The organism is Streptomyces sp. NPDC093586, from assembly GCF_044764905.1.
Taxonomy (GTDB): Bacteria; Actinomycetota; Actinomycetes; order Streptomycetales; family Streptomycetaceae; genus Streptomyces.
In genome coordinates, this window is the sequence record NZ_JBIWJA010000005.1 from 204,069 (window position 1) to 230,334 (window position 26,266).

At 71.7% G+C, this 26,266-nt stretch carries 25 protein-coding genes; 18 read left to right on the forward strand and 7 right to left on the reverse strand.

The annotated features are described in order from the left end of the window. Nucleotides 1-6 precede the first annotated feature (6 nt). Together ACIRFH_RS08420 and ACIRFH_RS08425 are read left to right on the forward strand one after the other, a co-directional pair. Nucleotides 7-855 carry a helix-turn-helix transcriptional regulator gene (locus ACIRFH_RS08420; protein WP_403518134.1) on the forward strand — a complete coding sequence of 283 codons (849 nt, stop codon included), beginning with the start codon at nucleotides 7-9 and terminating at the stop codon, nucleotides 853-855. Further along, on the forward strand, nucleotides 815-1,012 hold the full coding sequence (locus tag ACIRFH_RS08425; protein ID WP_403518136.1) for a DUF397 domain-containing protein: 198 nt from the start codon (nucleotides 815-817) through the stop codon (nucleotides 1,010-1,012). The genes ACIRFH_RS08420 and ACIRFH_RS08425 overlap by 41 nt, the downstream gene beginning before the upstream one ends. Before the next feature lie 136 nt (nucleotides 1,013-1,148). On the opposite strand, the gene ACIRFH_RS08430 is transcribed toward ACIRFH_RS08425, so the two are convergent. Then, on the reverse strand, nucleotides 1,149-1,799 hold the full coding sequence (locus ACIRFH_RS08430) for a pirin family protein (protein WP_403518265.1): 651 nt from the start codon (nucleotides 1,797-1,799) through the stop codon (nucleotides 1,149-1,151). Between the two features lie 62 nt (nucleotides 1,800-1,861). On the opposite strand from ACIRFH_RS08430, the gene fasR reads away from it, so the two are divergent. The 5 genes from fasR (at nucleotide 1,862) to ACIRFH_RS08455 (ending at nucleotide 6,803) form a co-directional block, all read left to right on the forward strand. Next, complete coding sequence (fasR, locus tag ACIRFH_RS08435) at nucleotides 1,862-3,067, forward strand: fatty acid biosynthesis transcriptional regulator FasR (protein WP_403518138.1); 1,206 nt, start codon at nucleotides 1,862-1,864, stop codon at nucleotides 3,065-3,067. A gap of 89 nt (nucleotides 3,068-3,156) precedes the next feature. Beyond that, on the forward strand, nucleotides 3,157-4,068 hold the full coding sequence (locus tag ACIRFH_RS08440; protein WP_403518140.1) for an ACP S-malonyltransferase: 912 nt from the start codon (nucleotides 3,157-3,159) through the stop codon (nucleotides 4,066-4,068). A 15-nt stretch (nucleotides 4,069-4,083) separates the two neighbouring features. Further along, nucleotides 4,084-5,115: a ketoacyl-ACP synthase III gene (locus tag ACIRFH_RS08445; RefSeq protein ID WP_403518142.1), complete on the forward strand. Its 1,032-nt coding sequence runs from the start codon at nucleotides 4,084-4,086 to the stop codon at nucleotides 5,113-5,115. Between the two features lie 80 nt (nucleotides 5,116-5,195). Further along, the gene (locus tag ACIRFH_RS08450; protein WP_403518144.1) at nucleotides 5,196-5,444 is read left to right on the forward strand and encodes an acyl carrier protein; all 249 of its coding nucleotides are present in this window, start codon (nucleotides 5,196-5,198) and stop codon (nucleotides 5,442-5,444) included. An 87-nt stretch (nucleotides 5,445-5,531) separates the two neighbouring features. Then, complete coding sequence (locus ACIRFH_RS08455) at nucleotides 5,532-6,803, forward strand: beta-ketoacyl-[acyl-carrier-protein] synthase family protein (protein WP_403518146.1); 1,272 nt, start codon at nucleotides 5,532-5,534, stop codon at nucleotides 6,801-6,803. A 90-nt stretch (nucleotides 6,804-6,893) separates the two neighbouring features. Here the strand turns inward: ACIRFH_RS08455 and ACIRFH_RS08460 are convergent, their stop codons facing one another. Next, on the reverse strand, nucleotides 6,894-7,388 hold the full coding sequence (locus ACIRFH_RS08460; RefSeq protein WP_403518148.1) for a DUF3145 domain-containing protein: 495 nt from the start codon (nucleotides 7,386-7,388) through the stop codon (nucleotides 6,894-6,896). Nucleotides 7,389-7,643: 255 nt separating this feature from the next. Here ACIRFH_RS08460 and ACIRFH_RS08465 point away from each other — a divergent pair, with 255 nt between their 5' ends. Both ACIRFH_RS08465 and ACIRFH_RS08470 read left to right on the forward strand, forming a co-directional pair. After that, nucleotides 7,644-8,558, forward strand: coding sequence for an SGNH/GDSL hydrolase family protein (locus ACIRFH_RS08465; protein ID WP_403518150.1), 915 nt, complete (start codon nucleotides 7,644-7,646; stop codon nucleotides 8,556-8,558). A gap of 70 nt (nucleotides 8,559-8,628) precedes the next feature. After that, nucleotides 8,629-9,600 (forward strand): aldose epimerase family protein, encoded by a 972-nt coding sequence (locus ACIRFH_RS08470; protein ID WP_403518152.1) that lies wholly within the window; start codon nucleotides 8,629-8,631, stop codon nucleotides 9,598-9,600. A 193-nt stretch (nucleotides 9,601-9,793) separates the two neighbouring features. Here the strand turns inward: ACIRFH_RS08470 and ACIRFH_RS08475 are convergent, their stop codons facing one another. From ACIRFH_RS08475 to ACIRFH_RS08485, 3 genes are all read right to left on the reverse strand, one after another. Beyond that, nucleotides 9,794-10,627, reverse strand: a complete 834-nt coding sequence (locus ACIRFH_RS08475; protein ID WP_403518154.1) for an EI24 domain-containing protein — start codon at nucleotides 10,625-10,627, stop codon at nucleotides 9,794-9,796. 77 nt (nucleotides 10,628-10,704) lie between these two features. Further along, entirely contained in the window at nucleotides 10,705-11,124 is a 420-nt protein-coding gene (locus tag ACIRFH_RS08480; protein WP_403518155.1) for an organic hydroperoxide resistance protein, read from the reverse strand. 122 nt (nucleotides 11,125-11,246) lie between these two features. After that, complete coding sequence (locus tag ACIRFH_RS08485; protein WP_403518157.1) at nucleotides 11,247-12,269, reverse strand: NADP-dependent oxidoreductase; 1,023 nt, start codon at nucleotides 12,267-12,269, stop codon at nucleotides 11,247-11,249. A 101-nt stretch (nucleotides 12,270-12,370) separates the two neighbouring features. Here ACIRFH_RS08485 and ACIRFH_RS08490 point away from each other — a divergent pair, with 101 nt between their 5' ends. Continuing rightward, entirely contained in the window at nucleotides 12,371-12,811 is a 441-nt protein-coding gene (locus ACIRFH_RS08490; protein WP_403518159.1) for a MarR family winged helix-turn-helix transcriptional regulator, read from the forward strand. A gap of 295 nt (nucleotides 12,812-13,106) precedes the next feature. Here ACIRFH_RS08490 and ACIRFH_RS08495 read toward each other — a convergent pair whose 3' ends face one another. Next, complete coding sequence (locus tag ACIRFH_RS08495) at nucleotides 13,107-13,889, reverse strand: hypothetical protein (RefSeq protein WP_403518161.1); 783 nt, start codon at nucleotides 13,887-13,889, stop codon at nucleotides 13,107-13,109. 215 nt (nucleotides 13,890-14,104) lie between these two features. On the opposite strand from ACIRFH_RS08495, the gene ACIRFH_RS08500 reads away from it, so the two are divergent. The 7 genes from ACIRFH_RS08500 to ACIRFH_RS08530 all read left to right on the forward strand — a co-directional run bounded on the left by ACIRFH_RS08500 (nucleotide 14,105) and on the right by ACIRFH_RS08530 (nucleotide 22,841). Continuing rightward, the gene (locus ACIRFH_RS08500) at nucleotides 14,105-15,271 is read left to right on the forward strand and encodes a mandelate racemase/muconate lactonizing enzyme family protein (RefSeq protein ID WP_403518163.1); all 1,167 of its coding nucleotides are present in this window, start codon (nucleotides 14,105-14,107) and stop codon (nucleotides 15,269-15,271) included. Further along, the gene (locus tag ACIRFH_RS08505; protein ID WP_403518165.1) at nucleotides 15,268-16,272 is read left to right on the forward strand and encodes a zinc-binding dehydrogenase; all 1,005 of its coding nucleotides are present in this window, start codon (nucleotides 15,268-15,270) and stop codon (nucleotides 16,270-16,272) included. Before ACIRFH_RS08500 ends, ACIRFH_RS08505 begins: the two co-directional genes overlap by 4 nt. Before the next feature lie 148 nt (nucleotides 16,273-16,420). Then, a complete protein-coding gene (locus tag ACIRFH_RS08510; protein ID WP_403518167.1) occupies nucleotides 16,421-17,392 on the forward strand; it encodes a hypothetical protein in 972 nt (323 codons plus the stop codon). Between the two features lie 140 nt (nucleotides 17,393-17,532). Continuing rightward, complete coding sequence (gene chvE, locus ACIRFH_RS08515) at nucleotides 17,533-18,645, forward strand: multiple monosaccharide ABC transporter substrate-binding protein (RefSeq protein WP_403518169.1); 1,113 nt, start codon at nucleotides 17,533-17,535, stop codon at nucleotides 18,643-18,645. Nucleotides 18,646-18,676: 31 nt separating this feature from the next. After that, nucleotides 18,677-20,227 (forward strand): multiple monosaccharide ABC transporter ATP-binding protein, encoded by a 1,551-nt coding sequence (mmsA, locus tag ACIRFH_RS08520; RefSeq protein ID WP_403518170.1) that lies wholly within the window; start codon nucleotides 18,677-18,679, stop codon nucleotides 20,225-20,227. Continuing rightward, nucleotides 20,224-21,468: a multiple monosaccharide ABC transporter permease gene (gene mmsB, locus ACIRFH_RS08525; protein ID WP_403518172.1), complete on the forward strand. Its 1,245-nt coding sequence runs from the start codon at nucleotides 20,224-20,226 to the stop codon at nucleotides 21,466-21,468. Before mmsA ends, mmsB begins: the two co-directional genes overlap by 4 nt. A gap of 224 nt (nucleotides 21,469-21,692) precedes the next feature. Beyond that, a complete protein-coding gene (locus ACIRFH_RS08530; protein ID WP_403518174.1) occupies nucleotides 21,693-22,841 on the forward strand; it encodes an aldose epimerase family protein in 1,149 nt (382 codons plus the stop codon). Nucleotides 22,842-22,968: 127 nt separating this feature from the next. On the opposite strand, the gene ACIRFH_RS08535 is transcribed toward ACIRFH_RS08530, so the two are convergent. Beyond that, the gene (locus tag ACIRFH_RS08535; protein WP_403518176.1) at nucleotides 22,969-23,427 is read right to left on the reverse strand and encodes an RrF2 family transcriptional regulator; all 459 of its coding nucleotides are present in this window, start codon (nucleotides 23,425-23,427) and stop codon (nucleotides 22,969-22,971) included. Between the two features lie 96 nt (nucleotides 23,428-23,523). Here ACIRFH_RS08535 and ACIRFH_RS08540 point away from each other — a divergent pair, with 96 nt between their 5' ends. Then, nucleotides 23,524-26,265: a beta-galactosidase gene (locus ACIRFH_RS08540; protein ID WP_403518178.1), complete on the forward strand. Its 2,742-nt coding sequence runs from the start codon at nucleotides 23,524-23,526 to the stop codon at nucleotides 26,263-26,265. Nucleotide 26,266: the final 1 nt, after the last annotated feature.

Below are 26,266 nucleotides of genomic sequence, written 5' to 3' on the forward strand. Positions count from 1 at the left end.
GCCGCCGTGGCCAACATCCAGTCGCTCGACCCGACCGCTTCCCCGCTCGCCTACTACGGCTGGGAGCTGCGCCGCCAGCGCGAGGCGCACGGCCTCAAACAGGGGCAGCTCGGCGAGATCATCTTCTGCACGGGCTCGCTGATCGGCCAGATCGAGACCACGAAGAAGGTCCCCACCCGCGACTTCTCCGAACGCGTCGACGCGGCCCTCGGCACGGACGGCCTCTTCTCCCGCCTGATCGGCCTGGTCCTGCGCAGCCAACTCCCCACCTGGTTCCAGCCGTACGCCGAGATGGAGGCACGGGCCACGTACATCTCCACGTACCAGGCACAGTTGGTGTACGGGCTGTTGCAGACGGAGGAGTACGCGCGGGCGGTCCTCGCCACCGGCATGCCGGACGACCTGGAAGGCCTGGTGGCCGCACGAATGGAACGTCAGCGCATCCTGGAGCGGGAGCGCCCGCCGCTGGCTTGGGTGGTACTGGACGAGGCCGTACTGCACCGGCCGATCGGCGGCCCCGAGGTCATGCGGCGGCAACTGGCCCGTCTGTTGGACTTCACCGGCCACCGGTGGATGCATGTGCAGGTGCTGCCGAACGAGGCCGGTGAACACGCGAGCCTCGCAGGTTCGTTCAACCTTCTCCGCTTCGAGGACGACCCGGACATCGTCTACACGGAGGACCTCATCTCCGGCCACATGACGGCCAACTCCGAAACCATCAAGGAAGCCGCGCTTCGTTACGCTCGCTTGCAGGCCACCGCCCTCTCCGTGGAGGATTCGGCGGAACTGATCATCCGCGTGATGGAGGAACGCTATGGACACCGCTCCCAGTCAGAGGAACATCCAGTGGCGTAAGTCCAGTTACAGCGGAAACACCGGCGGCGACTGCGTCGAGGTCGGCGCCGGCTGCCCCACCGGGGCCGTTCCCGTGCGCGACAGCAAGAAACCGTCCGGTCCCGTCGTGACCGTGAGCGCGGGGGCGTGGAGCGCGTTCGTCGACGGTCTGCGGTAACGGGCCGTCGGGTCACGCGGGTAGGGCAGGAGGGCCCCCTGGAAGTGTGAGCAGTGGGCAGGACCGCAGGCGGTCTACGGGCCTGAGGAGCTGCTCGGTGCGTGGCAGCGGTCCTGACCGGGTGGCGCCGCTGCGGTCAGGTCATCTCCCAGGCCAGGAACTCCGTCTCCGTCTCCGCCGTCGCTTCCATGTCCTCGGGGTGCGTCAGGCGGGCCGCGTCGCCCGGGAGCAGGTTCTCCTCGGCGATCCGGAGCTCGCCGCGCACCACGTGGACGTAGACGTGCGGAGCCTTCGGGAGTGCCGTCCGCTCCCCCGCCGCCAGGCGGCGCACGTGGAGCATCGCGCCCGCCTGCGGGAGGGCGTACGGGGTGGAGTCGGCGATGCCGCGGACGATCTCGTAGGACGGGGTGCCGCCGGGCTCGCGCGGGGCCAGCCACATCTGGACGAAGACCAGGGGGGCGGAGCCGTCGTTGCGCTCGACGTGGCGGACGCCGGCCGCCGAGCTGAGGCGCTGCACGTCCCCGGCCCGTACGACGCTCTCGTGGCCCGCGGTGTCCCGGTGGGTCAGCTCGCCCTCCACCACCCACGTGACGATCTCGGTGTGGCTGTGCGGGTGCTCGTCGAAGCCCGCGCCGGGGGCGAGGCGCTCCTCGTTGCAGGCGATCAGCGCGCCGAAACGGAGGTTGTCGGGGTCGTAGTGGGGGCCGAAGGAGAAGGCGTGGCGCGACTCGATGCCGGCCGACCGGTCGCCGCCTGGGTAGCGCTCGTCCGCGCGCCGTACGTCCATCACGCCGTCCACGGTAGACCCGGCGGCACGCCCGCCCGTCCCGATGAGGCACCCTTGTCCCCGTGCCCGAACCCGAAACCAGCAAGCCCGAGCCCGCGGCGCGCGCCGTCCATCCGCATGCCGCGACCCTGAAGCGGCTGGAGCGGTCCTCCGGATCGCTCGCCGCGCAGGCGATCGCGCGGATGGACGAGACGCTGCCGTGGTACCGGGCGATGCCGCCGGAGAACCGTTCCTGGATCGGGCTCGTCGCCCAGGCCGGTATCGCCGCCTTCACCGAGTGGTTCCGGCGCCCGGACGCCCCGCAGGCCATCTCCACCGACGTGTTCGGCACCGCGCCGCGCGAGCTGACCCGGGCGATCACGCTGCGGCAGACCGTGGAGATGGTGCGGACCACGATCGAGGTCATGGAGTCCGCGATCGACGAGGTCGCCGCCCCGGGCGACGAGTCCGTGCTGCGCGAGGCGCTGCTGGTGTACGCCCGGGAGATCGCCTTCGCGACCGCCCAGGTGTACGCGCAGGCCGCCGAGGCACGCGGTGCCTGGGACGCGCGACTGGAGTCCCTGGTGGTGAACGCCGTGCTCAGCGGCGAGGCCGACGAGGGGGCCGTGTCCCGGGCGGCGGCGCTGGGCTGGAACTCGCCCGAGCACGTGTGCGTCGTGCTGGGCACCGCCCCCGACGGGGACTCCGAGCTGACCGTGGAGGCCATCCGGCGCGCGGCCCGGCACGCCAAGCTCCAGGTGCTGACCGGGGTGCTCGGCGACCGGCTGGTGGTGATCGCGGGTGGCAGCGACAATCCGCTGGCCGTCGCGAAGTCGCTGATCGGGCCGTTCGCGCAGGGCCCGGTGGTGGCCGGTCCGGTGGTGCCGGACCTGCTGGCCGCGACCCGGTCCGCGCAGGCCGCCGCGGCCGGGCTCAAGGCCTGCTCCGCCTGGCAGGACGCTCCGCGCCCGGTGCTGGCGGACGATCTGCTGCCGGAGCGGGCGATCGCCTCCGACCCCTCGGCCCGCGAGCAGTTGGTGGAGGAGATCTACAGACCGCTGGAGGACGCCGGGGCCGCGCTCCTGGAGACGCTCAGTGTCTATCTGGAGCAGGCGAGCAGTCTCGAAGGCGCCGCGCGGATGCTCTTCGTTCACCCGAACACCGTGCGCTACCGGCTCCGACGTGTGACCGACGTCACCGGCTGGTCACCCTCTGATGTACGGTCTGCGTTCACCCTGCGGATCGCGCTCATCCTGGGGCGTCTGGCCGATGGAGATCCGCAACTCTAGCTTTTTGTCGGAGCCCCACAAAACCCCCTCGTGTTCTTCGTCCCTGTCCCCACGGGCGGTCGCGCCCGTCCTCAAGAGAGAGTGTGAGAGTGCTCGTACTCGTCGCTCCCGGCCAAGGTGCCCAGACGCCCGGCTTCCTGACTGAATGGCTCGACCTCCCCGGCGCCGCCGACCGCGTCGCCGCGTGGTCCGACGCCATCGGACTCGACCTCGCCCACTACGGCACGAAGGCCGACGCGGACGAGATCCGCGACACCTCCGTGGCGCAGCCGCTGCTGGTAGCCGCCGGACTCCTCTCGGCCTCGGCACTCGGTGCCGTCACGCCGGGCGCGGTCGCGGGCCACAGCGTCGGCGAGATCACCGCCGCCGCCTTCGCGGGCGTCCTCGACGACACCGCCGCGCTGACGCTCGTACGCCGTCGGGGCCTGGCCATGGCCGAGGCCGCCGCGGTCACCGAGACCGGCATGTCGGCGCTGCTCGGCGGCGACCCCGAGGTGAGCGTGGCGCACCTGGAGAAGCTCGGCCTGACCCCGGCGAACGTGAACGGCGCGGGCCAGATCGTGGCGGCCGGCACCCTGGAGCAGCTGGCCGCGCTGAACGAGGACAAGCCCGAGGGCGTCCGCAAGGTCGTGCCCCTGAAGGTCGCCGGCGCGTTCCACACGCACCACATGGCGCCCGCGGTGGACAAGCTGGCCGAGGCCGCCAAGGAGCTCACGCCGGCCGACCCGAAGGTGACGTACGTCTCCAACAAGGACGGGCGGGCCGTCGCCACCGGCACCGAGGTGCTGGAGCGTCTGGTCGGCCAGGTCGCCAACCCGGTCCGCTGGGACCTGTGCATGGAGACCTTCAAGGAGCTCGGCGTCACCGCGCTGATCGAGGTGTGCCCCGGCGGCACGCTGACCGGCCTGGCCAAGCGCGCGCTGCCCGGCGTGAAGACGCTGGCCCTGAAGACCCCCGCCGACCTCGACGCGGCCCGCGCGCTCGTCGCCGAGCAGGCCTGACAAGGAGCCCGAGGCATGCCGAAGATCAAGCCCAGCAAGGGCGCACCGTACGCGCGCATTCTCGGCGTGGGCGGCTACCGCCCGACGCGGGTCGTGCCCAACGAGGTGATCCTCGAGAAGATCGACTCGTCCGACGAGTGGATCCGCTCGCGCTCCGGTATCGAGACGCGGCACTGGGCGTCGCCCGAGGAGACCGTCGCGGCGATGTCGATCGAGGCGTCCGGCAAGGCCATCGCGGACGCCGGGATCGACGCCTCGCAGATCGGCGCCGTGGTCGTGTCGACCGTGTCGCACTTCAGCCAGACCCCGGCCATCGCCACCCTGATCGCGGACCAGCTGGGTACGGACAAGGCCGCGGCCTTCGACATCTCCGCGGGCTGTGCGGGCTTCGGCTACGGCCTGACCCTGGCCAAGGGCATGGTCGTCGAGGGTTCGGCGGAGTACGTCCTGGTCATCGGCGTGGAGCGGCTGTCCGACCTGACCGACCTGGAGGACCGGGCCACGGCCTTCCTGTTCGGCGACGGCGCGGGCGCGGTCGTGGTCGGCCCGTCCCAGGAGCCGGCGATCGGTCCGACCGTCTGGGGCTCGGAGGGCGACAAGTCCGAGACGATCAAGCAGACGGTCCCGTGGGACCGCTTCCGGAGCGGCGACGTCTCCGACCTGCCCCTCGACAGCGAGGGCAACGTCAAGTTTCCTGCGATCACGCAGGAGGGCCAGGCGGTGTTCCGCTGGGCCGTGTTCGAGATGGCGAAGGTCGCCCAGCAGGCGCTGGACGCGGCCGGGATCAGTTCGGACGACCTGGACGTCTTCATCCCGCACCAGGCCAACGTGCGGATCATCGACTCGATGGTGAAGACACTGAAGCTGCCGGAGCACGTCACGGTCGCCCGTGACATCCGCACCACCGGCAACACCTCGGCCGCCTCGATCCCGCTCGCGATGGAGCGGCTCCTGGCGACCGGTGAGGCGAAGAGCGGCGACACCGCGCTCGTCATCGGCTTCGGGGCGGGTCTCGTCTACGCCGCGACGGTCGTTACTCTCCCCTAGGCACTCCGTGCCGGATCATGCGGTCCGGGGCGGAGAACAAAGAGCCACACCCTCTGGAACATCTACGAAGGAGCGCCATCATGGCCGCCACTCAGGAAGAGATCGTCGCCGGTCTCGCCGAGATCGTGAACGAGATCGCCGGCATCCCGGTTGAGGACGTCCAGCTGGACAAGTCCTTCACCGACGACCTGGACGTCGACTCGCTGTCCATGGTCGAGGTCGTCGTCGCCGCCGAAGAGCGTTTCGACGTCAAGATCCCGGACGACGACGTCAAGAACCTCAAGACCGTCGGCGACGCGACCGACTACATCCTCAAGCACCAGAACTGATCGACCGATCGCTGCTTCTGGGCTGACTGCCCCGCCACCCGGCGGTGGCGCCGTACGAATCCGTATCCCGTTGGAGAAAGAATTCCCGTGAGCTCGACCAATCGCACCGTGGTCGTCACCGGTATCGGCGCAACCACACCGCTGGGTGGCGACGCAGCCTCTACCTGGGAGGGCCTGGTGGCCGGCAGGTCCGGCGCCAAGCCCCTGGAGCAGGAGTGGGCCGCCGATCAGGCGGTCCGCATCGCGGCCCCGGCCGCCGTGGACCCCTCCGAGGTCATTCCGCGGCCCCAGGCCCGCCGGCTGGACCGCTCGGCGCAGTTCGCGCTGATCGCGGCCCAGGAGGCGTGGAAGGACGCCGGCTTCACCGGCAAGGCCGGTGAGGACGGTTCCATCGACCCCGACCGGCTCGGTGCGGTCATCGCCTCCGGCATCGGTGGCGTGACGACCCTGCTGGGCCAGTACGACGTGCTCAAGGAGAAGGGCGTCCGCCGCGTCTCCCCGCACACCGTGCCGATGCTCATGCCGAACGGTCCCTCCGCCAACGTGGGTCTGGCCGTGGGCGCCCGGGCGGGCGTGCACACGCCGGTCTCCGCCTGCGCGTCGGGCGCCGAGGCCATCGGCTACGCCATCGAGATGATCCGTTCCGGCCGTGCCGACGTCGTCGTCGCGGGTGGCACGGAGGCGGCGATCCACCCGCTGCCCATCGCCGCGTTCGGCAACATGATGGCGATGTCCAAGAACAACGACGACCCGCAGGGCGCCTCGCGCCCCTTCGACACCGCCCGGGACGGCTTCGTCCTCGGCGAGGGTGCCGGCGTCCTGGTGCTGGAGTCGGCCGAGCACGCCGCCGAGCGCGGTGCCCGCGTCTACGCGGAGGCGGTCGGTCAGGGCATCTCCGCCGACAGCCACGACATCGTGCAGCCGGAGCCCGAGGGCCGCGGGATCTCCGCCGCCCTGCAGCACCTGCTGGACGGCACCGACCTGAACCCGGCGGAGATCGTGCACGTCAACGCGCACGCCACCTCGACGCCGGCCGGTGACATCGCCGAGCTGAAGGCGCTGCGCAAGGTCCTCGGCGACGACGTGGACCACATGGCGGTCTCCGGCACCAAGTCGATGACCGGTCACCTCCTCGGCGGCGCGGGCGGCGTGGAGTCCGTCGCGACCGTGCTCGCCCTGTACCACCGGGTGGCGCCGCCGACCATCAACGTCGAGAACCTCGACCCGGAGGCGGAGGCCAACGCCGACATCGTCCGCGGCGAGGCGCGCAAGCTGCCCGCCGAGGGCCGTATCGCCGCGCTGAACGACTCGTTCGGTTTCGGCGGGCACAACGTGGTGCTGGCGTTCCGGACGGTCTGAGCGACGTCCGTACGTGCCGGGAAGGGCCCCCACCGGACGGTGGGGGCCCTTCCCCGTGCGATCGCGTGCACCGGGCCGTCGGGCGCGGGGTCACACCACCTGGTGGAGCCAGCGCACCGGGGCACCCTCACCGGCGTACCGGAAGGGCTCCAGTTCGTCGTCCCAGGGCTTGCCGAGGAGCTTGGCGATCTCCTTCTCCAGGTCGGTCTCGCCGCCCTGGGAGCGGGCGAGGGCGGCGCGCAGCCGGTCCTCGGGGATCAGGATGTCGCCGTGGATGCCGGTGACGGCGTGGAAGATGCCGAGGTCGGGGGTGCAGCTGTAGCGCTCGCCCTCGGCCCCGGCGGACGGTTCCGCTGTGACCTCGAAGCGCAGCATCTGCCAGCCGCGCAGCGCGGAGGCGAGCTTGGATGCGGTGCCGGCCCGGCCCTGCCAGGAGAACTCCGAACGCCAGGTGCCCGGCGAGGCGGGCTGCCGGATCCAGTCCAGGCCGACGCGTGTGCCGAGCACCCCGGCGACGGCCCACTCGACGTGCGGGCAGAGCGCGCGCGGCGCGGAGTGCACGTACAGAACTCCACGGGTCGTCACCGGAACCTCCGGGCTGAGCGGGACATCTCGGAACGGGTGGAACGGCCGTGACCGGGCGGGCCGCATGAGGGCGAGGCTACCGTGCGACGGCGCAAGGAGTGTGACGTACCGTCGGTCCCGGTGCCGGGAAACTCCCGGCATTCACCCGGCAGGACGCCTGTGCGGATGTGAGCCGTCGCATGGCCGCCCCGGGAACCCCGGCGCGGTGTCAGGGGTTGAGGACGGTGGAGGCACGAGGCGAGGGACGGTGTCGGCATGGGGCAGGGGACGGACCGCGGGACGCGGGACCGACGGCGCCGTTCGCGTACCGTGCTCGCCGTTCTGACCGCCGCCGTCCTGGGCGTGGCCGGCTGTGACGCCGCCGGTGGCGACTCCCCCGGCGCGTCCGGCACCGGGGCCGGGAGGCCGTCCCCGAAGCCCTCCCCGGCCTGGGACACGAGCCCGGGGTCGGTCGCCGCGGTGGGCGACTCCATCACGCGCGGCTTCGACGCCTGCGCGATCCTGTCGGACTGCCCCGAGGTGTCGTGGGCGACCGGGAGCAGTGCCGAGGTCGACAGTCTGGCCGTACGGCTGCTGGGGAGGAAGGCGGCCGGGCACAGCTGGAACTACGCGGTCACCGGGGCCCGGATGGCGGATCTGACGGGGCAGGTGAGACGCGCGGCGGCACGGAAGCCGGAGCTGGTGACGGTGATGGCCGGGGCGAACGACGCCTGCCGGACCACGGCCGACGCGATGACGCCGGTGGCCGACTTCCGGGCCCAGTTCGAGGACGCCCTGCGGACGCTGCGCAGGGAACTGCCCGGGGCGCAGGTGTTCGTGGCGAGCATCCCGGACCTGAAGCGGCTGTGGTCCGAAGGACGCAACGACCCGCTGGGCAAGCAGGTGTGGAAGCTGGGCATCTGCCCGTCGATGCTGGCCGACGCGGACGCCGTGGACCCGGCGGCGACGCTGCGGCGCAACACGGTGCAGGACCGGGTGGAGGACTACAACGAGGTCCTGCGGGAGGTCTGCGCGAAGGACCGCAAGTGCCGTACCGACGGCGGCGCGGTGCACGCCTTCCGGTTCGGCACCGGGCAGCTGAGCCAGTGGGACTGGTTCCACCCGAGCGTGAACGGGCAGGCCCGGCTGGCGGAGATCGCCTACCGCGCCGTCACCGCGGAGAACCCCTGACGGGACCACGTTCCCGGGGTGTTCCCGGCGTGTTCCCGGGATGTTCCCGGCGTGTCCTAGAGTTCCGCACATGAACGAACTATTCGGCACACTTTCCGACGGCACCCCGGTCCACCGCTGGACCCTGGAGCGGGCCGGCGTGCGGGTGCGGGTCCTGTCGTACGGCGGGATCGTGCAGTCGGTGGAGGTCCCGGACCGGGACGGGCACACCGCGGACGTGGTGCTGGGGTTCGCGGACCTGGACGGCTACCTGACGCACCCGGAGCCCCACTTCGGCGCGCTCGTCGGGCGGTACGCCAACCGGATCGCGGGCGGCCGTTTCCCGCTGGACGGGCGGACGTACGCGCTGGCGCTCAACAACGGGCCGAACTCGCTGCACGGCGGCGAGCGCGGCTTCGACAAGCGCGTGTGGGACGCGGAGCCCGTCGCGCACGGCGTCCGCCTCGGCCGGGTCAGCCCGCACGGCGAGGAGGGCTTCCCGGGCCGCCTGGAGATCTCCGCGACGTACACGCTGGAGGAGTCCGGGGCGCTGCGGATCGCCTACGAGGCGGTCACCGACGCGCCGACCGTGCTGAACCCGACCAACCACAGCTACTTCACCCTGGGCGGCTCCGGTCACACGGGCGGCCACGAGCTGCGGATCGCCGCGTCCCGGATCACGCCGGTCGACGCGGACCTGATCCCGGCGGGCCCGCCCGCCGAGGTGGCGGGCACGCGCTTCGACTTCCGCGAGGCCCGCAAGGTCGGTGCGGGCTACGACCACAACTTCGTCCTCGACAAGGGCGTGACGGACACCGCCGTGCCGGTCGCCGAGCTGTACGACCCGGTGTCGGGGCGCGTGCTGACGGTGGCGACCACCGAACCCGGTCTCCAGCTGTACACCGCGGACCACCTGGGCGAGCCGTTCGCGCCCGGGGACGGCATCGCGCTGGAGACGCAGCACTTCCCCGACTCGCCGAACCGGCCGGACTTCCCGAGCACGGTGCTGCGGCCGGGTGAGGTGTTCCGTTCGGAGACGGTGTACGGCTTCTCGGCGCGGTAGCCCGGGGTGGTGGCCGGTGCCGGGTGGTGACGGACGACCGGTGGTGGTCCGCGTGAGCCCCGGTCCGGCCGTCAGGTCCCGGGCCGGGGCTGCCCCGCGGGGGACGCGAGGAACCGTCCCGGTTCGACGGTAATCGCCGCGGTGGTCCGAAGACCCGCGCGGGAGCCTTCGGCGGGCTGTTCGTACGAACCTTTCACAAACGCCGGTCGCGTCCGGCGGGGTCGGTCAGCGCTCCGCCGGACACCGGGTCCTCGCCGGAGGGCTCGGTGGCGCCCTCGCGGGTCTCCTCGCCCAGCAGCTCGCGGGCGAGGAGCGTGGCGCCCGCGACCGCGCCCGGCATCAGGAACACCGCGACGAACGGCACCAGGAAGGCCAGGCCCAGCGGCGTGCCGAAGCCCCAGACCAGCGTCTTGCGGGAGCGGAGCAGGGCGAGGCGGTCGCGCAGCTCGACCCCGCGGCGCTGGAGGGCGACGGCGGTCAGCTCCTCGGTGAGGAAGAAGCCGGTGACGAAGAAGCCGATCACCGGTACGACCGTCTGGCCGACGACCGGGACGAAGCCGAGCGCGAAGAGCAGCACGCCCCAGACGGCGGCGCGGACGAGGATCCGGAGGCTGTCGCGGCCGGAGATCCACAGCTCGCGCCAGAGCGGCAGGTCCGACTCGGGTGCGGTGCCGTCCGGGGAGACGTCCCGGTCGACCCGCTCGGAGAGGGCCTCGTAGAAGGGCTGCCCGACCAGCAGCGTGACCGCGGTGAAGGTGAGGACGGCCAGGAGCAGGGTGAGGGCGAACAGGACGGCGGTGAGGAAACCGCGGAAGAGGCCGAGCCAGGGGCTCGACCAGTCGTCGGCGAAGGGGGTCGCCCAGGCGACGGCGTCCTCGCCCCACAGCGCCAGCGCGACCAGCACCCCGACGTACAGGACGAGGGTGATCAGGCCCGGGACGAGCCCGAAGCCGTAGCTCTTGCCGTGTCGGGCCACCCAGCGCTGGCCCTTCAGGAGATGACCGAATCCCGCCCCAAGATCACGCATGGACGGAACTCTACCGGCCGGCGAAGGCCGCACCCCTGGCTCGGGGGTGCGGCCTCCGCCGTACGCGAGGGGCCCGGTCAGACGAGCGTCACGGTGATGTTGCCGCGGGTCGCCTTGGAGTACGGGCAGACCTGGTGGGCCTTCTCCACCAGGGACCGCGCGGTGGCGGCGTCCACGGCCGGGATGTCGGCGGAGATCTCGACGATGATGCCGAAGCCGTCGTCGTTCTTGCCGATGCCGACCTTCGCGGTGACGGTCGATCCGGAGACGTCGGCGCCCTCCTGGCGGGCGACGACGGCGAGCGCGCCCTGGAAGCAGGCGCTGTAGCCGGCGGCGAACAGCTGCTCGGGGTTGGTGCCGGCGCCGCTGCCGCCCATCTCCTTGGGCGGGTTCACGACCACGTCGAGCTTGCCGTCATCGGTGGCGACGCGCCCGTCGCGGCCGTTCTCGGCGGTGGCGACGGCGGTGTACAGGACCTCGGACTGCTGGATGGGCATGCGGGTGTCTTCCTCCTCGGTCCGCCGTGACTCGCGCCCACGATCACGACGGATTTCGGAATGACGCTACCGCATGCCGGAAACTCCGTGAAGGTCAGTCCTCCGGCCCCGCCTTTTCCGGCTCACAGCTTGACGATCATCTTGCCGGTGTTGTCGCCGCGCAGGACGCCGAGGAAGGCCTCGAGGTTGTTCTCGATGCCCTCGACGACCGTCTCGCGGTACTTCAGCCGGCCCTCGCGGACCCACGGGCCGACCTCCTGGACGAACTGCGGCTGGAGGTCGTAGTGGTCGCCGACGAGGAAGCCCTCGATGCGGCCGCGGGTCTGGATCAGGCGGGCCAGGTTCTTCGGACCCGGGGCAGGCTCGGTGTTGTTGTAGACCGAGATCATGCCGCAGATCGCGATGCGGCCGCCCTGGTTGAGGGAGCCGATGGCGGCCTCGAGGTGGTCGCCGCCCACGTTGTCGAAGTAGACGTCGATGCCGTCGGGGGCGGCGGCGCGCAGCTGCTCGCCCACCGGGCCCTTCTTGTAGTTGAAGGCGGCGTCGAAGCCGTACTCGTCGGTGAGCAGCTTGACCTTCTCGTCGGAGCCGGCCGAGCCGATGACGCGCGAGGCGCCCTTGAGCTTCGCGATCTGCCCGACCTGGCTGCCGACGGCGCCGGCGGCGCCGGAGACGAACACCGCGTCGCCCTCCTTGAAGGAGGCGGTGCGCAGCAGGCCGGCGTAGGCGGTCAGGCCGGTCATGCCGAGCACGCCCAGGTACGTCGACAGCGGCGCGGCCTGCGGGTCCACCTTGACGGCGTTCTTGGCGTCCACGGCGGCGTACTCGCGCCAGCCGAAGAAGTGCAGGACGTGGTCGCCGACGGCGATGTTCTCGGCGTTGGAGGCGACGACCTCGCCGACGGCGCCGCCCTGCATGACCTTGCCGAGCTCGAAGGGGGCGACGTAGGACTTGGCGGCGCTCATGCGGCCGCGCATGTACGGGTCGACGGACAGGTACAGGTTGCGCACCAGCACCTGCCCCTCACCCGGGGTGGGGACCTCCGCCTCGACGAGGGCGAAGTCCTCCGGCTTGGGCCAGCCGACCGGGCGGCTGAGCAGGTGCCATTCGCGGTTGACGGCGGGGAGAGCGGGGGAGTCGGCCATGGGGGGTGCCTTCCTGGTACATGCGGGGAATGTTTCAGGTCCTGAAACAACCATGCGACTGAACATTTCAGGTTGTCAAACGACTGGGTACCCTGGATTCCATGCCCACACCACGCGACACCCCCCGTCGGCCCGACGCGCTCACCCTGGAAGTCGTCGAGCTGATCGGCGAGGTCGTGGCCCGTTTCCACGCGGACTACGAGGAGGCCGCGGCGGAGCGGGCCCTCACGGGGGCGCAGGCCAAGCTGCTCAGCCTGCTCACGCTGGAGCCGCTGCCGATGCGGAAGCTGGCGCAGAAGCTGAAGTGCGAGCCGTCGAACGTCACCGGGATCGTGGACCGGCTGGAGGCGCGGGGGCTGGTCGAGCGGCGTCCGGACCCGGCCGACCGGCGGGTGAAGGTGGCGGCGGCGACGGAGGAGGGGCGGCGGGTGGCGCGGGGGCTGCGGGAGTCGCTGCGGTTCGCGCGGGAGCCGCTGGCGGGGCTGCCGGAGGCGGAGCGGGTCGCTCTGCGGGATGCGTTGCGGAGGATGCTGGGGGAGTGAGCGCGGGGCGGGGTGAGCGACGTCGCGGCGGTGCGGTGAGCGCGGGTTCGCCGGTGGTCCGGCGCCGCCGGCCGGGGGTGGGGCGCGCGGCCCGGAGCTGACGGGGCGCCCCCAGCCGAGCCCCCTGGCGCCCACCCGCGCCGCCCCGACAGCCTGCGGCTACGGCGGCGCAGGCGCCCGCGGCCGGGGCGGCGCAGGCGCCCGCGGCCGGGGGTGGCGTGGGGGCCGTGGCCGGGGGTGGCGTGGGGGCCGTGGCCGGGGGTGGCGTGGGGGCCGTGGCCGGGGGTGGCGCGGGTCAGGTGCACCACCACAGGAAGCGGTCGCAGGTTTTCGTGGGGGCCGGGGCCGGTGAGGTCGCCGGGGCGGAGGGTGCGGTCGCGGGCGGGTCGTCCGGAGGCGGGGGCGGCTGGTCCGGGGCCGGGGTCGTCTCCGGTGCGAGCGGGGCCGACGGGGCCCCGGTTCCGGTCGCCGGGTCCTGCTCCTCCGCGTCCGGGGACCGCGACGCCGACGCGGACGCCGACGGCGCGGCCGAGGCGGAGGCCGAGGAAGAGACGGAGGCCGAGGCCGATGCGGAGACGCCGGGGGACGAAGCGGCCCCGGACGGCGCCGGTCCCGACGCGTCGCCGACCGGGATCGCCGACGCCTCCCCCACCTCGCGCGTCGACGTGCCGTCCGCCGTCTCGTCGCCGGCACTCGTCGGCGTCGCCGGGGAGTGCGGGGCGTCCGTGCCGAGTTCGGCCAGGCTCAGGCCGCCGGCCGCCAGGACGAAGCCCGCGGCGACGAGCAGGGTCCGGCGGCGGCGCCTGCGGTGCGTGGCGGCCTTGCGGTCACGGCGGCTGGACCGGGCGCCGGGTGTGGCGTCGCCCGCGCCGTCGTCGGGGTCCTCGTCGAGTCTCTCCCCCGGGTCCTCCGGGAGGCTGCCGCCGGCCGCCGCCGCCCGGGCCCCGAATCGGGGCTCGACCCCCTCACCCCCCGCCAGGGAATCGCCCGACGCGCGGAGTTCGTGGGCGGGAGTGCCGCACCCCGGGCAGGCGAGGGCGCCGTTCAGGTGCCGTCGGCACGGGTGACAGTAGTCCATGACGCGGGCAGGTTAAGTTCCGCGACGGCCGCGTTCCTAGTGATCTTGGTGAAGGTTGTGTGCGGAAGCCTCCGGGCCGCCGCGCCCCCGCACCGCCGAAGCTGCCGAAACCGTTATGTGTCCGACCCATTGACACCCCCGCCGCCCCCTCCTTACTGTCACGCCAGCATTTCGAACGAGTGCCGAAATATCGAACAGAGCGAAGGGCAACCGCCGTGCGCATCACCGGAATCAGCACACACGTGGTCGGGACGCCGTGGCGCAACCTGACGTACGTTCAGGTGCACACCGACGAGGGCATCACCGGAGTCGGTGAGACCCGGATGCTGGGCCACACCGACGCGCTCCTCGGCTACCTGAAGGAGGCCGAGGTCAACCACATTCTCGGCTCCGACCCGTTCGCTGTCGAGGACCTGACCCGCCGCATGAAGTACGGCGACTACGGCCGCGCCGGCGAGATCGTGATGTCCGGTATCGCCGTCGTCGAGATGGCCTGCTGGGACATCAAGGGCAAGGCCCTCGGCGTCCCGGTCTGGCAGCTGCTGGGCGGCAAGGTCACCGACAAGGTCAAGGCGTACGCCAACGGCTGGTACACCACCGAGCGCACCCCGGAGGCGTACCACAAGGCCGCGCAGGGCGTGATGGAGCGCGGGTACCGGGCGCTGAAGATCGACCCCTTCGGCACCGGGCACTTCGAGCTCGACCACGAGCAGACCCTGTACGCCGTGTCGCTGATCGAGGCCGTGCGCGACGCCATCGGCCCCGAGGCCGAGCTGATGCTGGAGATGCACGGCCGCTTCTCCCCCGCCACCGCCGTACGCCTCGCCAAGGAGATGGCGCCCTTCAAGCCGGCCTGGCTGGAGGAGCCGGTGCCGCCGGAGAACCTGCGCGCGCTGAAGAAGGTCGCCGAGAAGGTGGACATCCCCGTCGCCACGGGTGAGCGCATCCACGACCGGATCGAGTTCCGCGAGCTGTTCGAGGACCAGTCCGTCGACATCATCCAGCCCGACGTCGGCCACATCGGCGGCATCTGGGAGACCCGCAAGCTCGCCGCGACCGCCGAGACGCACTACATGCTCGTCGCCCCGCACAACGTGGGCGGTTCCGTGCTCACCGCCGCCAGCCTCCAGGTCGGCTTCACCTCGCCGAACTTCAAGATCCTGGAGCACTTCAACGACTTCGCGGACGCGGAGATCAAGAAGGTGGTGAAGGGCGCGCCGCAGGTGAACCCGGAGGACGGCTGCTTCCACCTGTCGGACGCCCCCGGGCTCGGCGTGGAGCTGGACACCGACGCGGCGGCCGAGTTCCCGCAGCAGCAGGCCCGGTTCGACCTGTGGGCCGAGGGCTGGGAGCAGCGCAACCCGAAGGGGACCAAGGCATGAGCAGCGCGGTCGTCGTCGAGGCGCCCGGCGAGCACCGGCTGGTGGCGCACGAGCCGCGCGAGCCCGGTGCCGGCGAGGCGCTGGTGCGGGTGCACGCCGCCGGGATCTGCGGCAGCGACCGCGAGGTCTACCAGGGCAACCGGCCCGAGGGGTACGTGCGTTACCCGCTGACCCCCGGCCACGAGTGGTCGGGGACCGTCGAGGCGGTCGGCGCCGGGGTTCCCGGGTCCCTCGTGGGCCGCAAGGTCGTCGGCGAGGGCTTCCGCAACTGCCAGGTGTGCGACCGCTGTCACGCGGGCGAGACCACCCTGTGCGGTGCCGGGTACGAGGAGACCGGGTTCACCCAGCCGGGCGCCATGGCGCCCACGCTGACCCTGCCCGCCCGTCTCCTGCACGTCCTGCCCGACGACGCCGACCTCACGGCCGCCGCCCTGCTGGAGCCGGCCGCCTGCATCGCCGCCGCCGCGCTCAAGGCGAACGCCCGTCCCGGCGAGCGGGTCGCCGTCGTCGGCACCGGCACGCTCGGCATGTTCGCCGTGCAGTTCCTGCGCGCCGCCTCCCCGGCCGAGCTGCTGGTGGTCGGCTCGCGCGCGGACCGGGAGGCGCTGTCGCGGCAGTACGGGGCGACCGACTTCCGCACCAAGGACCAGCCGCTGCCGGACGACTTCGACGTCGTGATCGAGACCGCCGGGTCCGCGGACGCGGCCCGCACCTCCGCCGCGCTGCTGCGCAGGGGCGGACGCCTGGTCCTGACCGGCATCCCGGCGCCGGGCGCCGACGGGCTGGATCCGACCGACCTGGTGGTGCGCCAGCTGGAGGTGCACACCGTCTTCGGCGCGCCCCCGGACGCCTGGGCGCACGCCGTGCGGGTCTTCGCCGCCGGTCTGCTCGACCCGCTGCCGCTGGTGACGCACGAACTGCCGCTCGACGAGTTCGCGCAGGCCATCGAGCTGGTGGGCAGCGGCGACCCGAAGGTCGGCAAGGTGCTGCTGCATCCCTGAAGCCGTACGCCGGTACGGGAGCGACCTGACGGCTTCCGTACCGGCGTACATCCAACCGAACCGAGCTTTTCATCCCCTTCGCCGCGAACCTTGTCCGGTATACCGAACCGGCGCATCGGGGCGGCCCATCGAACACGAAGGACAGCCCGTGACCGACTCTTCCGCCCAGGCAGCCGTCCGCCGGCCCGGCGAGCAGGCGCTCACCGACCTCGGCCTCGCCGCGCCCGCCCTGGACCCCGCCGACGCCTCGCCGCACTCCTTCCCGGGCGGTGGCCGCTGGCGCACCGAGATCCCCTCCTGCGAGGGGCCGGAGGCGCTGGCCGTGGTGCTCAAGGAGTCCTCGCGGCTCGACGTGCCGATCCACCGGATCAGCCAGGGCAGCGGCGTGTGGATGCTGACCGACGCCGAGATCACCGAGATGGTCGAGTCCACCGCCGAACGTGACATCGAGCTCTGCCTGTTCACCGGCCCGCGCGGCACCTGGGACATCGGCGGCTCCACCCGGACCGACTCCGGCGGCGCGGGACTGAGGGCCCGCGGCCACGACGCGGTCGCCGGGTGCGTCGAGGACGCCGTGCGGGCGACGGAGCTGGGCGTCAAGTGCCTGCTCGTCGCCGACGAGGGCGTGCTGTGGACGCTGCACCGGGCGCGGGCGGCCGGCATCGTCCCGGCCGACACCACGCTCAAGCTCTCCGCGCTCGTGGGCCCCGTCAACCCGGCCTCGTACGCGGTGTACGAGCAGCTGGGCGCCGACTCGATCAACGTGCCCAGCGACCTGACGCTGGATCACCTGACCGAGATCCGGCGGGTGTCGGCCGCGCCGATGGACATGTACATCGAGGCACCGGACGACCTGGGCGGCTATGTCCGCATGTACGAGGTGGCCGAGCTGATCCGGCGCGGCGCCCCGCTGTACCTGAAGTTCGGCCTCTCCAAGTCGCCGGGGATCTACCCGTACGGGCACCACCTGCGGGAACTGACGCTGGCGACCGCCAAGGAGCGGGTGCGGCGCGGCCGACTGGCCCTGGATCTCCTCGAACGGCACGGCGCCGGCGGGGACATGGCGCCGCTGGGCTCGCGGCTGCCGGGCACGCTCAACCGGTTCGAGATTCCGTCATAACGTTACGGAAATACTCTTCACAAAAGAAGACAGGTCCGCGCACAATCCCACACACCTGCTCTCGGTCGACCTCCTCTCAGCGTTTCCAGCGTGTCGGCACCACCAGACCGAGCCCTGCACCCACATCAAGGATGATGACCATGCGCAACCGCAGAGCCGCACTCGCCGCCATCGCCTCGGCCGCCACCCTCGCCCTCACCCTGACCGCCTGCGGCCAGAACAGCGAGGGTGGCAGCGAGGACAAGAAGGGCGGCGCCGAAGGCGCCACCGTCGGCATCGCGATGCCGACCAAGTCCTCCGAGCGCTGGATCTCCGACGGCGCCAACGTCGAGAAGGAGCTGAAGGCCAAGGGCTACAAGACCAAGCTCGTCTACGGCGAGGACGACCCCGACCAGCAGGTCTCCCAGATCGAGAACATGATCACGCAGGGCGTGGACGCCCTGGTCATCGCCGCGATCGACAACAAGTCCCTGAACAACGTGCTCCAGCAGGCCAAGGACGCCGACATCCCGGTGATCTCCTACGACCGGCTGATCCTGGGCACCGAGAACGTCGACTACTACGCCTCGTTCGACAACGAGAAGGTCGGTGAGCTGCAGGGCGGCTACATCGCCGAGAAGCTCGGTCTCAAGGACGGCTCCAAGAAGGGCCCGTTCAACATCGAGCTGTTCGCCGGCTCCAACGACGACAACAACACCAAGTACTTCTTCCAGGGCGCGATGAACGTCCTGAAGCCGTACATGGACAAGGGCCAGCTCGTCGTCCGGTCCAAGCAGACCGCCCTCAACCAGGTCACCACCCTGCGCTGGGACGGCGGCACCGCGCAGAAGCGCATGGACGACCTGCTCACCTCCAGCTACCGCAGCGCCCGGGTCGACGCGGTGCTCTCGCCGTACGACGGCATCTCCATCGGCATCCTGTCCGCCCTGAAGTCGGACGGCTACGGCTCCGCGAGCAAGCCCATGCCGGTCGTCACGGGCCAGGACGCCGAGGTCGCCTCGGTGAAGTCGATCATCGCGGGCGAGCAGACGCAGACCGTCTTCAAGGACCTCCGCCAGCTCGCCAAGGTCGCCTCGAACATGGTCGAAGCCTCCCTCAACGACAAGAAGCCCGAGGTCAACGACACCAAGTCGTACGACAACGGCGCCAAGGTCGTCCCGGCCTACCTGCTGCAGCCGGTCAGCGTCGACAAGACCAACTACGAGAAGGTCCTCATCGGCGGCGGCACCTACTCCGCGAACGACCTCAAGTAACCGGGCCCCACAAGGATTGGAAGGCACGACCATGGCGGGACCCGTCCTGGAAATGCGCTCGATCGTCAAGACCTTCCCCGGTGTCAAAGCGCTGTCGGACGTCACGCTGACCGTTCACCAGGGCGAGGTCCACGCCATCTGCGGCGAGAACGGCGCCGGGAAGTCGACCTTGATGAAGGTGCTCTCCGGCGTCCATCCGCACGGCAGTTACGAAGGGGAGATCCTCTTCGAGGGGGAGACCTGCCGGTTCAAGGACATCCGGGCGAGCGAACAGCACGGCATCGTGATCATCCACCAGGAGCTGGCGCTGGTGCCGTACCTCTCCATCGCGGAGAACATCTTCCTCGGCAACGAGCACGCCAAGCGCGGGCTGATCAACTGGAACGACACGCTCAGGCACGCCACCGAACTGCTGCGCCGGGTCGGACTCGACGAGCACCCGGAGACCCGGGTCGCCGACATCGGCGTGGGCAAGCAGCAGCTGGTGGAGATCGCCAAGGCGCTGTCGAAGAAGGTGAAGCTGCTCATCCTCGACGAGCCGACGGCGGCGCTCAACGACGAGGACAGCGGTAAACTCCTCGACCTGCTCCTTCAGTTGAAGGAACAGGGGATGACCTCGATCATCATCTCCCACAAGCTCAACGAGATCCGCCGGGTCGCCGACTCGGTCACGATCATCCGCGACGGGCGCTCCATCGAGACGCTCGACGTGAGTTCGGCGGAGACCACCGAGGACCGGATCATCTCCGGGATGGTCGGCCGCGACCTGGAGAACCGCTTCCCGGAGCGGTCCCCGCACCAGCCGGAGGCGGGCACCGCACCCGCCCTGGAGATCCGCAACTGGACCGTGCACCACCCCCTCGACCAGCAGCGCAAGGTCGTCGACGACGTGTCGATCCAGGTCCGGCGCGGCGAGATCGTCGGCATCGCCGGTCTCATGGGCGCCGGCCGCACGGAACTGGCGATGAGCGTGTTCGGCCGCACCTACGGCCGGTACGCGGGCGGCACCGTCCTGCGCGACGGCGTCGAGGTCCGCACCAAGACCGTCCCGGAGGCGGTCAAGCACGGCATCGCGTACGTCACCGAGGACCGCAAGCACTACGGCCTCAACCTCATCGACACCATCAACCGGAACATCTCGCTGACCGCGCTGAGCAAGGTCTCCAAGCGGGGTGTCGTCGACGAGCACGGGGAACGGCAGGTCGCCGAGGACTTCCGCAAGTCCATGAACATCAAGGCGCCGACCGTCTTCGAGCCGGTGGGCAAGCTGTCCGGCGGCAACCAGCAGAAGGTCGTCCTCAGCAAGTGGATCTTCGCGGGCCCCGAGGTGCTGATCCTGGACGAGCCCACCCGCGGCATCGACGTGGGCGCCAAGTACGAGATCTACACGGTCATCGACCAGTTGGCCGCCCAGGGCAAGGCGGTCGTCTTCATCTCCTCCGAACTGCCGGAGCTGCTCGGCATGTGCGACCGCATCTACACGATGGCCGCGGGACGGCTGACGGGTGAGTTCTCGCGGGCCGAGGCGTCGCAGGAAGCGCTGATGCGTCAGATGACGAAGGACAAAGAGGTAACCCGATGAGCACGGACGTGACCGCCAAGACCCCGGCCCCCGCACCACCGGGCAAAGGCGCTTCGGCCGATGGGGGCGGCCTGCTGCAGCTGATGCTCGACGGCATGCGCCGCAACATGCGGCAGTACGGCATGCTGATCGCCCTCGGCCTGATCGTGGCGCTGTTCGCCGTCTGGTCCGACGGCGACCTGCTGCTGCCGCGCAACGTCTCCAACCTGGTGCTGCAGAACAGCTACATCCTGATCCTCGCGATCGGCATGATGCTCGTCATCATCGCGGGCCACATCGACCTGTCGGTCGGCTCACTGACGGCGTTCATCGGCGCGATGGCCGCCGTGCTGATGGTCGAGCACGACATGTCCTGGCCGCTCGCGGTGGTGCTGTGCCTGGCCATCGGCGCGGTCGCGGGCGCCCTGCAGGGGTTCTTCATCGCCTATCTCGGCATCCCGTCGTTCATCGTGACCCTCGCGGGCATGCTGCTCTTCCGCGGTCTGACGGAGATCTTCCTGAAGGGCCAGACGCTCGGCCCGTTTCCGAAGGACCTGCAGGAGATAGCCAACGGCTTCCTGCCCGAGGTCGGCCCGAACACCAACTACCACAATCTCACCCTGCTGCTCGGCTTCGCGCTGATCGCCTTCGTGGTCTTCCAGGAGGTCCGGGACCGCAAGCGCCAGCAGGAGTTCTCCCTGGACGTCCTGCCGGCCAAGCTGTTCCTGCTCAAGCTGGTCGCGCTGGTCTCCGCCGTCCTCGTGGTCACGCTGCTGCTGGCCAGCTACAAGGGCGCCCCGATCGTGCTGCTCATCCTGGGCGTGCTGGTCGTCGGCTTCGGCTACCTGATGCGCAACGCGATCATCGGCCGCCATATCTACGCCATCGGCGGCAACCTGCCCGCGGCCAAGCTGTCGGGCGTGAAGGACAAGAAGGTCACCTTCCTGGTCTTCCTGAACATGGGCGTGCTCGCGGCCCTGGCGGGGCTCGTCTTCGCCTCCCGCTTCAACGCGGCCTCGCCCAAGGCCGGTCTCAACTTCGAACTGGAGGCCATCGCGGCCTCGTTCATCGGCGGCGCGTCGATGAGCGGCGGCGTCGGCACGGTCCTCGGCGCGATCATCGGTGGTCTGGTCCTGGGCGTGCTGAACAACGGCATGAACCTCGTCGGCATCGGCACCGACTGGCAGCAGGTCATCAAGGGCCTGGTCCTGCTGGCGGCGGTCGGCTTCGACGTGTGGAACAAGCGCAAGGTCGGTTCGTAACGGACCGGGCCCCGCCGGGTGGCGGGGCCCGATGTCCTGAGCGGACTCGGCTTCCCGAAGTACAGGAGCCGCAGTGACTCCGCCCGCCTCCGAAGGAGGCCGGCTTCCAGCTCGAAGACTGCGGTCCAGCCCGAACCGGCCCCATCGGGGCAACAGAAAGAAACCGCACGACTACCGAACGCGTACACCGAGAGCGGATTCTCTCCCTCGCCAAGGAGCGACCCATGGATATGAGCAGACGCACGGTCATCGCATCCGCCACCGCGGCGGGCATCGCCGCCACCACGCTCGGCGGCACGGCACACGCCACAGGAGGCAGGAAGCCGGTGAAGGAGCTCTTCGGCAGGCTCGCCGACGGCACGAAGGTGTACCGCTGGTCGCTGGAGAACGGCGGCACGCGGATGAAGGTGCTGTCGTACGGCGGCATCGTGCAGTCCCTGGAGATCCCCGACCGCCGGGGCCGCTACGCGAACGTCTCCCTGGGCTTCGACAACCTCGACGACTACGTGACCCGCAGCCCGCACTTCGGCGCCCTGATCGGGCGGTTCGGCAACCGCATCGCCAAGGGCCGCTTCACCCTGGACGGCAAGCAGTACCAGCTCAACGTCAACGACGGCGAGAACTCCCTGCACGGCGGCGCCCTGGGCTTCGACTACCGCGTGTGGGACGTCGAGCCGTTCACCAGGGGCACCGACGTCGGCCTGGTCCTGCACTACACCAGCGTCGACGGCGAGATGGGCTACCCGGGCACGCTCAAGGCGACGGTGACGTACACCCTCACCCGGCGCGGCGAGTGGCGCATCGACTACGAGGCCACCACCGACAAGGCCACCGTCGTCAACCTCACCAGCCACGTCTACTGGAACCTGGCCGGCGAGGGCAGCGGCACGATCGAGGACCACGAGCTGTCGATCGCCGCCTCCCGGTTCACGCCCACCGACGCCGGGCTGATCCCCACCGGCGAGCTGGCGAAGGTCGCGGGCACCCCGTTCGACTTCCGCCGCGCCAAGCCGATCGGCCGGGACATCCGCGACGGCCACCCCCAGCTGGTCACCGCCAAGGGCTTCGACCACAACTGGGTGCTGGACAAGGGCATCACCGCCCGCCCCGAGCACATCGCCACCCTGCGCGACGGCGCCTCCGGCCGCACCCTGCGCATCGCCACCGACCAGCCGGGGCTGCAGTTCTACTCCGGCAACTTCCTCGACGGCACGCTGACCGGCCCCGGCGGCTCCGTCTACCGGCAGGGCGACGCGCTGTGCCTGGAGACCCAGCACTTCCCGGACTCGCCGAACAAGCCGTCGTTCCCGTCGACCGTGCTGCGGCCCGGGCAGACGTACCGGACGACGACGGTGCACTCGTTCGACGCGTGAGCCGTGACACCGTGAAGGCCGCGCCTCCTGTGAAGAAGGCACGCTTTCTTCACAGGGGTTGAACGGCCTCCCGCCGGTCTCCGCCGGAAAGGGCGGCCCGCGCTCCCCCGGCGCGGGCCGCCCTTTCCTACGGGTTCTCCCACGCCGCCGGCTCCGCCGCCAGCTCCCGTACCGGCTCGGGCAGCGCGTCCGCCGCCAGGTCCGCGATGGTCACGCCCTCCAGGATCCGGCGGACGTTGGCGCGCAGCGCCACCCACAGGGGCAGCAACGGCCCCGCCGTGCCCGTGTACACGAGGCCCGTCGGCCGCTCGCCGCGCACCGAGACGATCGGGCCGTCCACCGCCCGGATCACGTCCGCGACCGTGACCGCGGACGCCTCGCGCGCCAGCCGGTACCCGCCGCCCCCGCCGCGCCGGCTCTCCACGATGCCGCCGCGGCGCAGGTCGCCGAGGATGCCCTCCAGGAACTTGTGCGGGATGTCCTGGGCGCCGGCGACCTCCTCCGCCTTCACGGGGCTCTCGCCCTGCCGGACGGCGAGTTCCAGGACCGCCCGTACCGCGTAGTCCGCCCGTGCCGAGATCCTCATACGCCCATTGTGGGGGGCGTTGTGGACAATGGGCCCGGCACAGGTGTCCCGGCCGACGCGCCGGCACCAGCGGTACAGGCAACAGGAGAGGCTCCCTTGGAGCTCAGCAGACGAGTTTTCAGCGCCCTCGCGGGCACCACCGTCCTCGGTCTCGCCCTCGGCGGCAGCGTGAGCGGCGGAGCGGTGGAGGCCGCCGGGGCGCCCGGCCCCGTACCGACCGGTCCGCCGCCCGCGCCGCCCCGCGCCGACGGGGTGCGCCACCGGATCGCCTTCGACCGGTACTCCCTGCTGGTCGACGGCCGGCGCCTCGCGCTGTGGGCCGGCGGGCTGGACCCCTTCCGGCTGCCGAGCCCGTCCCTGTGGCGGGACGTGCTCCAGAAGATGCGGGCGTACGGCTTCAACGCGGTCGACGTGCGCCTCGCCTGGAACCAGCACTCCCCCGCCCCGGGCCGCTACGACTTCACCGGCGTCCGGGACCTGGACCTGTTCCTGCGCACGGCCGCCGAGACCGGTCTGTACGTCGTCCTGCGACCGGGCCCGTCCGTCGGCGCGGACGTCGACGCCGGCTGTCTGCCGGGCTGGCTGACGGTGACCGGGGGCGCGGCCCGGCCCACCGACCCGGCGTTCGTGCGGCACGCCGACGAGTGGCTGACCCGCGTCAACGCCATCGCCGCCCGGCACCAGTACACACGCGGCACCGGCACCCTCCTGCTCTACCGGGTCGACGCCCCGCGGCCGGGCACGCCGGACCGCCTGCGCCGGAAGATACGCGCGGACGGCATCGAGATACCCCTCCTCGACGACATCCCGCTCGCCCGGGGGGAGGCGCACCGGACCGCGGACGCGGCCGAGGCGCGGCGGGTCCATCTCACCCACCTCGCGCGCGGCGTCACGCTGCACGACACGGGCACGGCGTTCGGCGGCACCTCGTGGGGCCGGCCGGCCGCGCCGTCGGCGCCCGCGCCCACGTACGACCCCACGGCGGCGATCGACGAGGCCCGCAGGCCCACCGCCAAGCTCGCCCCGCTCCACCAGATCGGGCACCTCCTGCGCCACGTCCCCGACGTGGTACGGCTGGAGGCGGCGCCCGCGGTCCCGGCCGGCGACGCCCGGCTCCAGGTGCGGCACCTGGCCAACCCGGACACCGGCGCCCACGTGTACGTCCTGCGCAACGACTCCGCCCGGGAGGTGACGTCCACGCTGCCGCTGGACGGGACGGACGTGCCGGTCACCGTGCCCGCGCGGGACGCCAGGCTGCTCGCCGCCGGGCTCGACCTGGGCGGGGGACGGAAGCTGGCCTACGCCACCGTGCAGCCCATGCTGACCATGAGCGTCGGGCGGCTGGACATCGCCGCCTTCGTGGGCCGGGCCGGCGAGATGGCGCACCTCGTGCTGGACTGCCCCGAGGATCCGTGGCCCGCCCGGCTGGACGCGGCGGCCGCCTGGGCGTACGACAAGGACCAGCTGCACGTGACGGCGCCGCTCGGGGCGGCGGGCCTGATCCGGGTGCGGGTGCGCGGCGCCGGATCCGACCGCACGCTGCTGCTGCTCTTCGCCGACGACGCCGCCTCCCTGCGGCTGTGGCCGTACGAGACCCCGTCGGGCAAGGGGCTCGTGTACGGCCCGGCGCTGCTGCGCGGCGCCGCCCTGGACGGCGACACGGTGCGGCTGACCGGTGACACGGTCGACGCGTGCGAGCTGGAGGTGTGGGCGCCGCGCGGCATCACCGGCGTCACCTGGAACGGCCGCCCGGTCGCCACGACGGCCGGCCGGGCGCAGAGCCTGCGGTCGGTGCGGCCGCTGCCCGGTGCGCCGGAGCCGGTGCTGCCCGCGCTCGACGGCTGGCGGCGCCGGGACGAGAACCCGGAGGCCGACCCCGGTTACGACGACTCGGGCTGGACGGTCGCCGACCGCAGGACCTCGTACAGCACGACGCCCGTGCCCGCCGAGCAGCCCGTGCTCTTCGCCGACGACTACGGCTTCCACTACGGCGACGTCTGGTACCGGGGCCGGCTCACCGGCGCCGCCGGTCTGGAGTCCGTCTCCCTCACGTACGCCACGGGCGCGCGGGGGATGCTCATGGCCTGGCTGGACGGGGAGCCGCTGGGCACCCACCACATGGAGCGGGAGGCGGAGAAGGGCACCTGGACCGCCACGGCCGGCTTCCGGCTGCCGAAGAGGCTGCGCCGGCGGCTGCGCGAGGGGGCGCGCGAGGGGCGGCCGGACTCCCCCGTCCTGTCCGTCCTGGTCCGGCGCACGCAGCACGGGCAGGACGACCCCCGGGCGGCCCGGGGGCTCACGTCGGTCGCCTTCCGAGGCGTCTCGCCCACCGTGCGCTGGCGGGTGCGGGGCGCGGCGGCCCCCGACCCCGTGCGCGGGCCGCTCAACAACGGCGGGCTGTACGGGGAGCGGAAGGGCTGGCACCTGCCCGGGTACGACGACGGCGGCTGGGAGCCCGCGTCGTTCCCGCGCGCGGACCGGCGCCAGGGCGTCACGTGGTACCGGACGACGTTCCGGCTGGACGTCCCGCCGGACGTGGACGCCTCGGTCGGGCTCGCCCTCGACGACGACCCGGACCGCGACTACCGCGTCCAGGTCTTCCTGAACGGCTGGAACATGGGCGAGTACGTCAACGGCGCGGCGGGCGCGGGGCACCCGCTGGTCCTGCCGAACGGCGTCCTGCGCACGCGTGCCGCCGTCAACACCCTCGCGCTGGCGGTGCTGGCCGGCGGCGGCACCCCGGCGGGGCCGGGGTCGGTGCGGCTCGCCCTGCTGGGGAGCGCGGCCGGAGGGGTGCCGGTGGAACCGGTCGCCTCCCCCGGCCGCCGGGAGTCCTGAC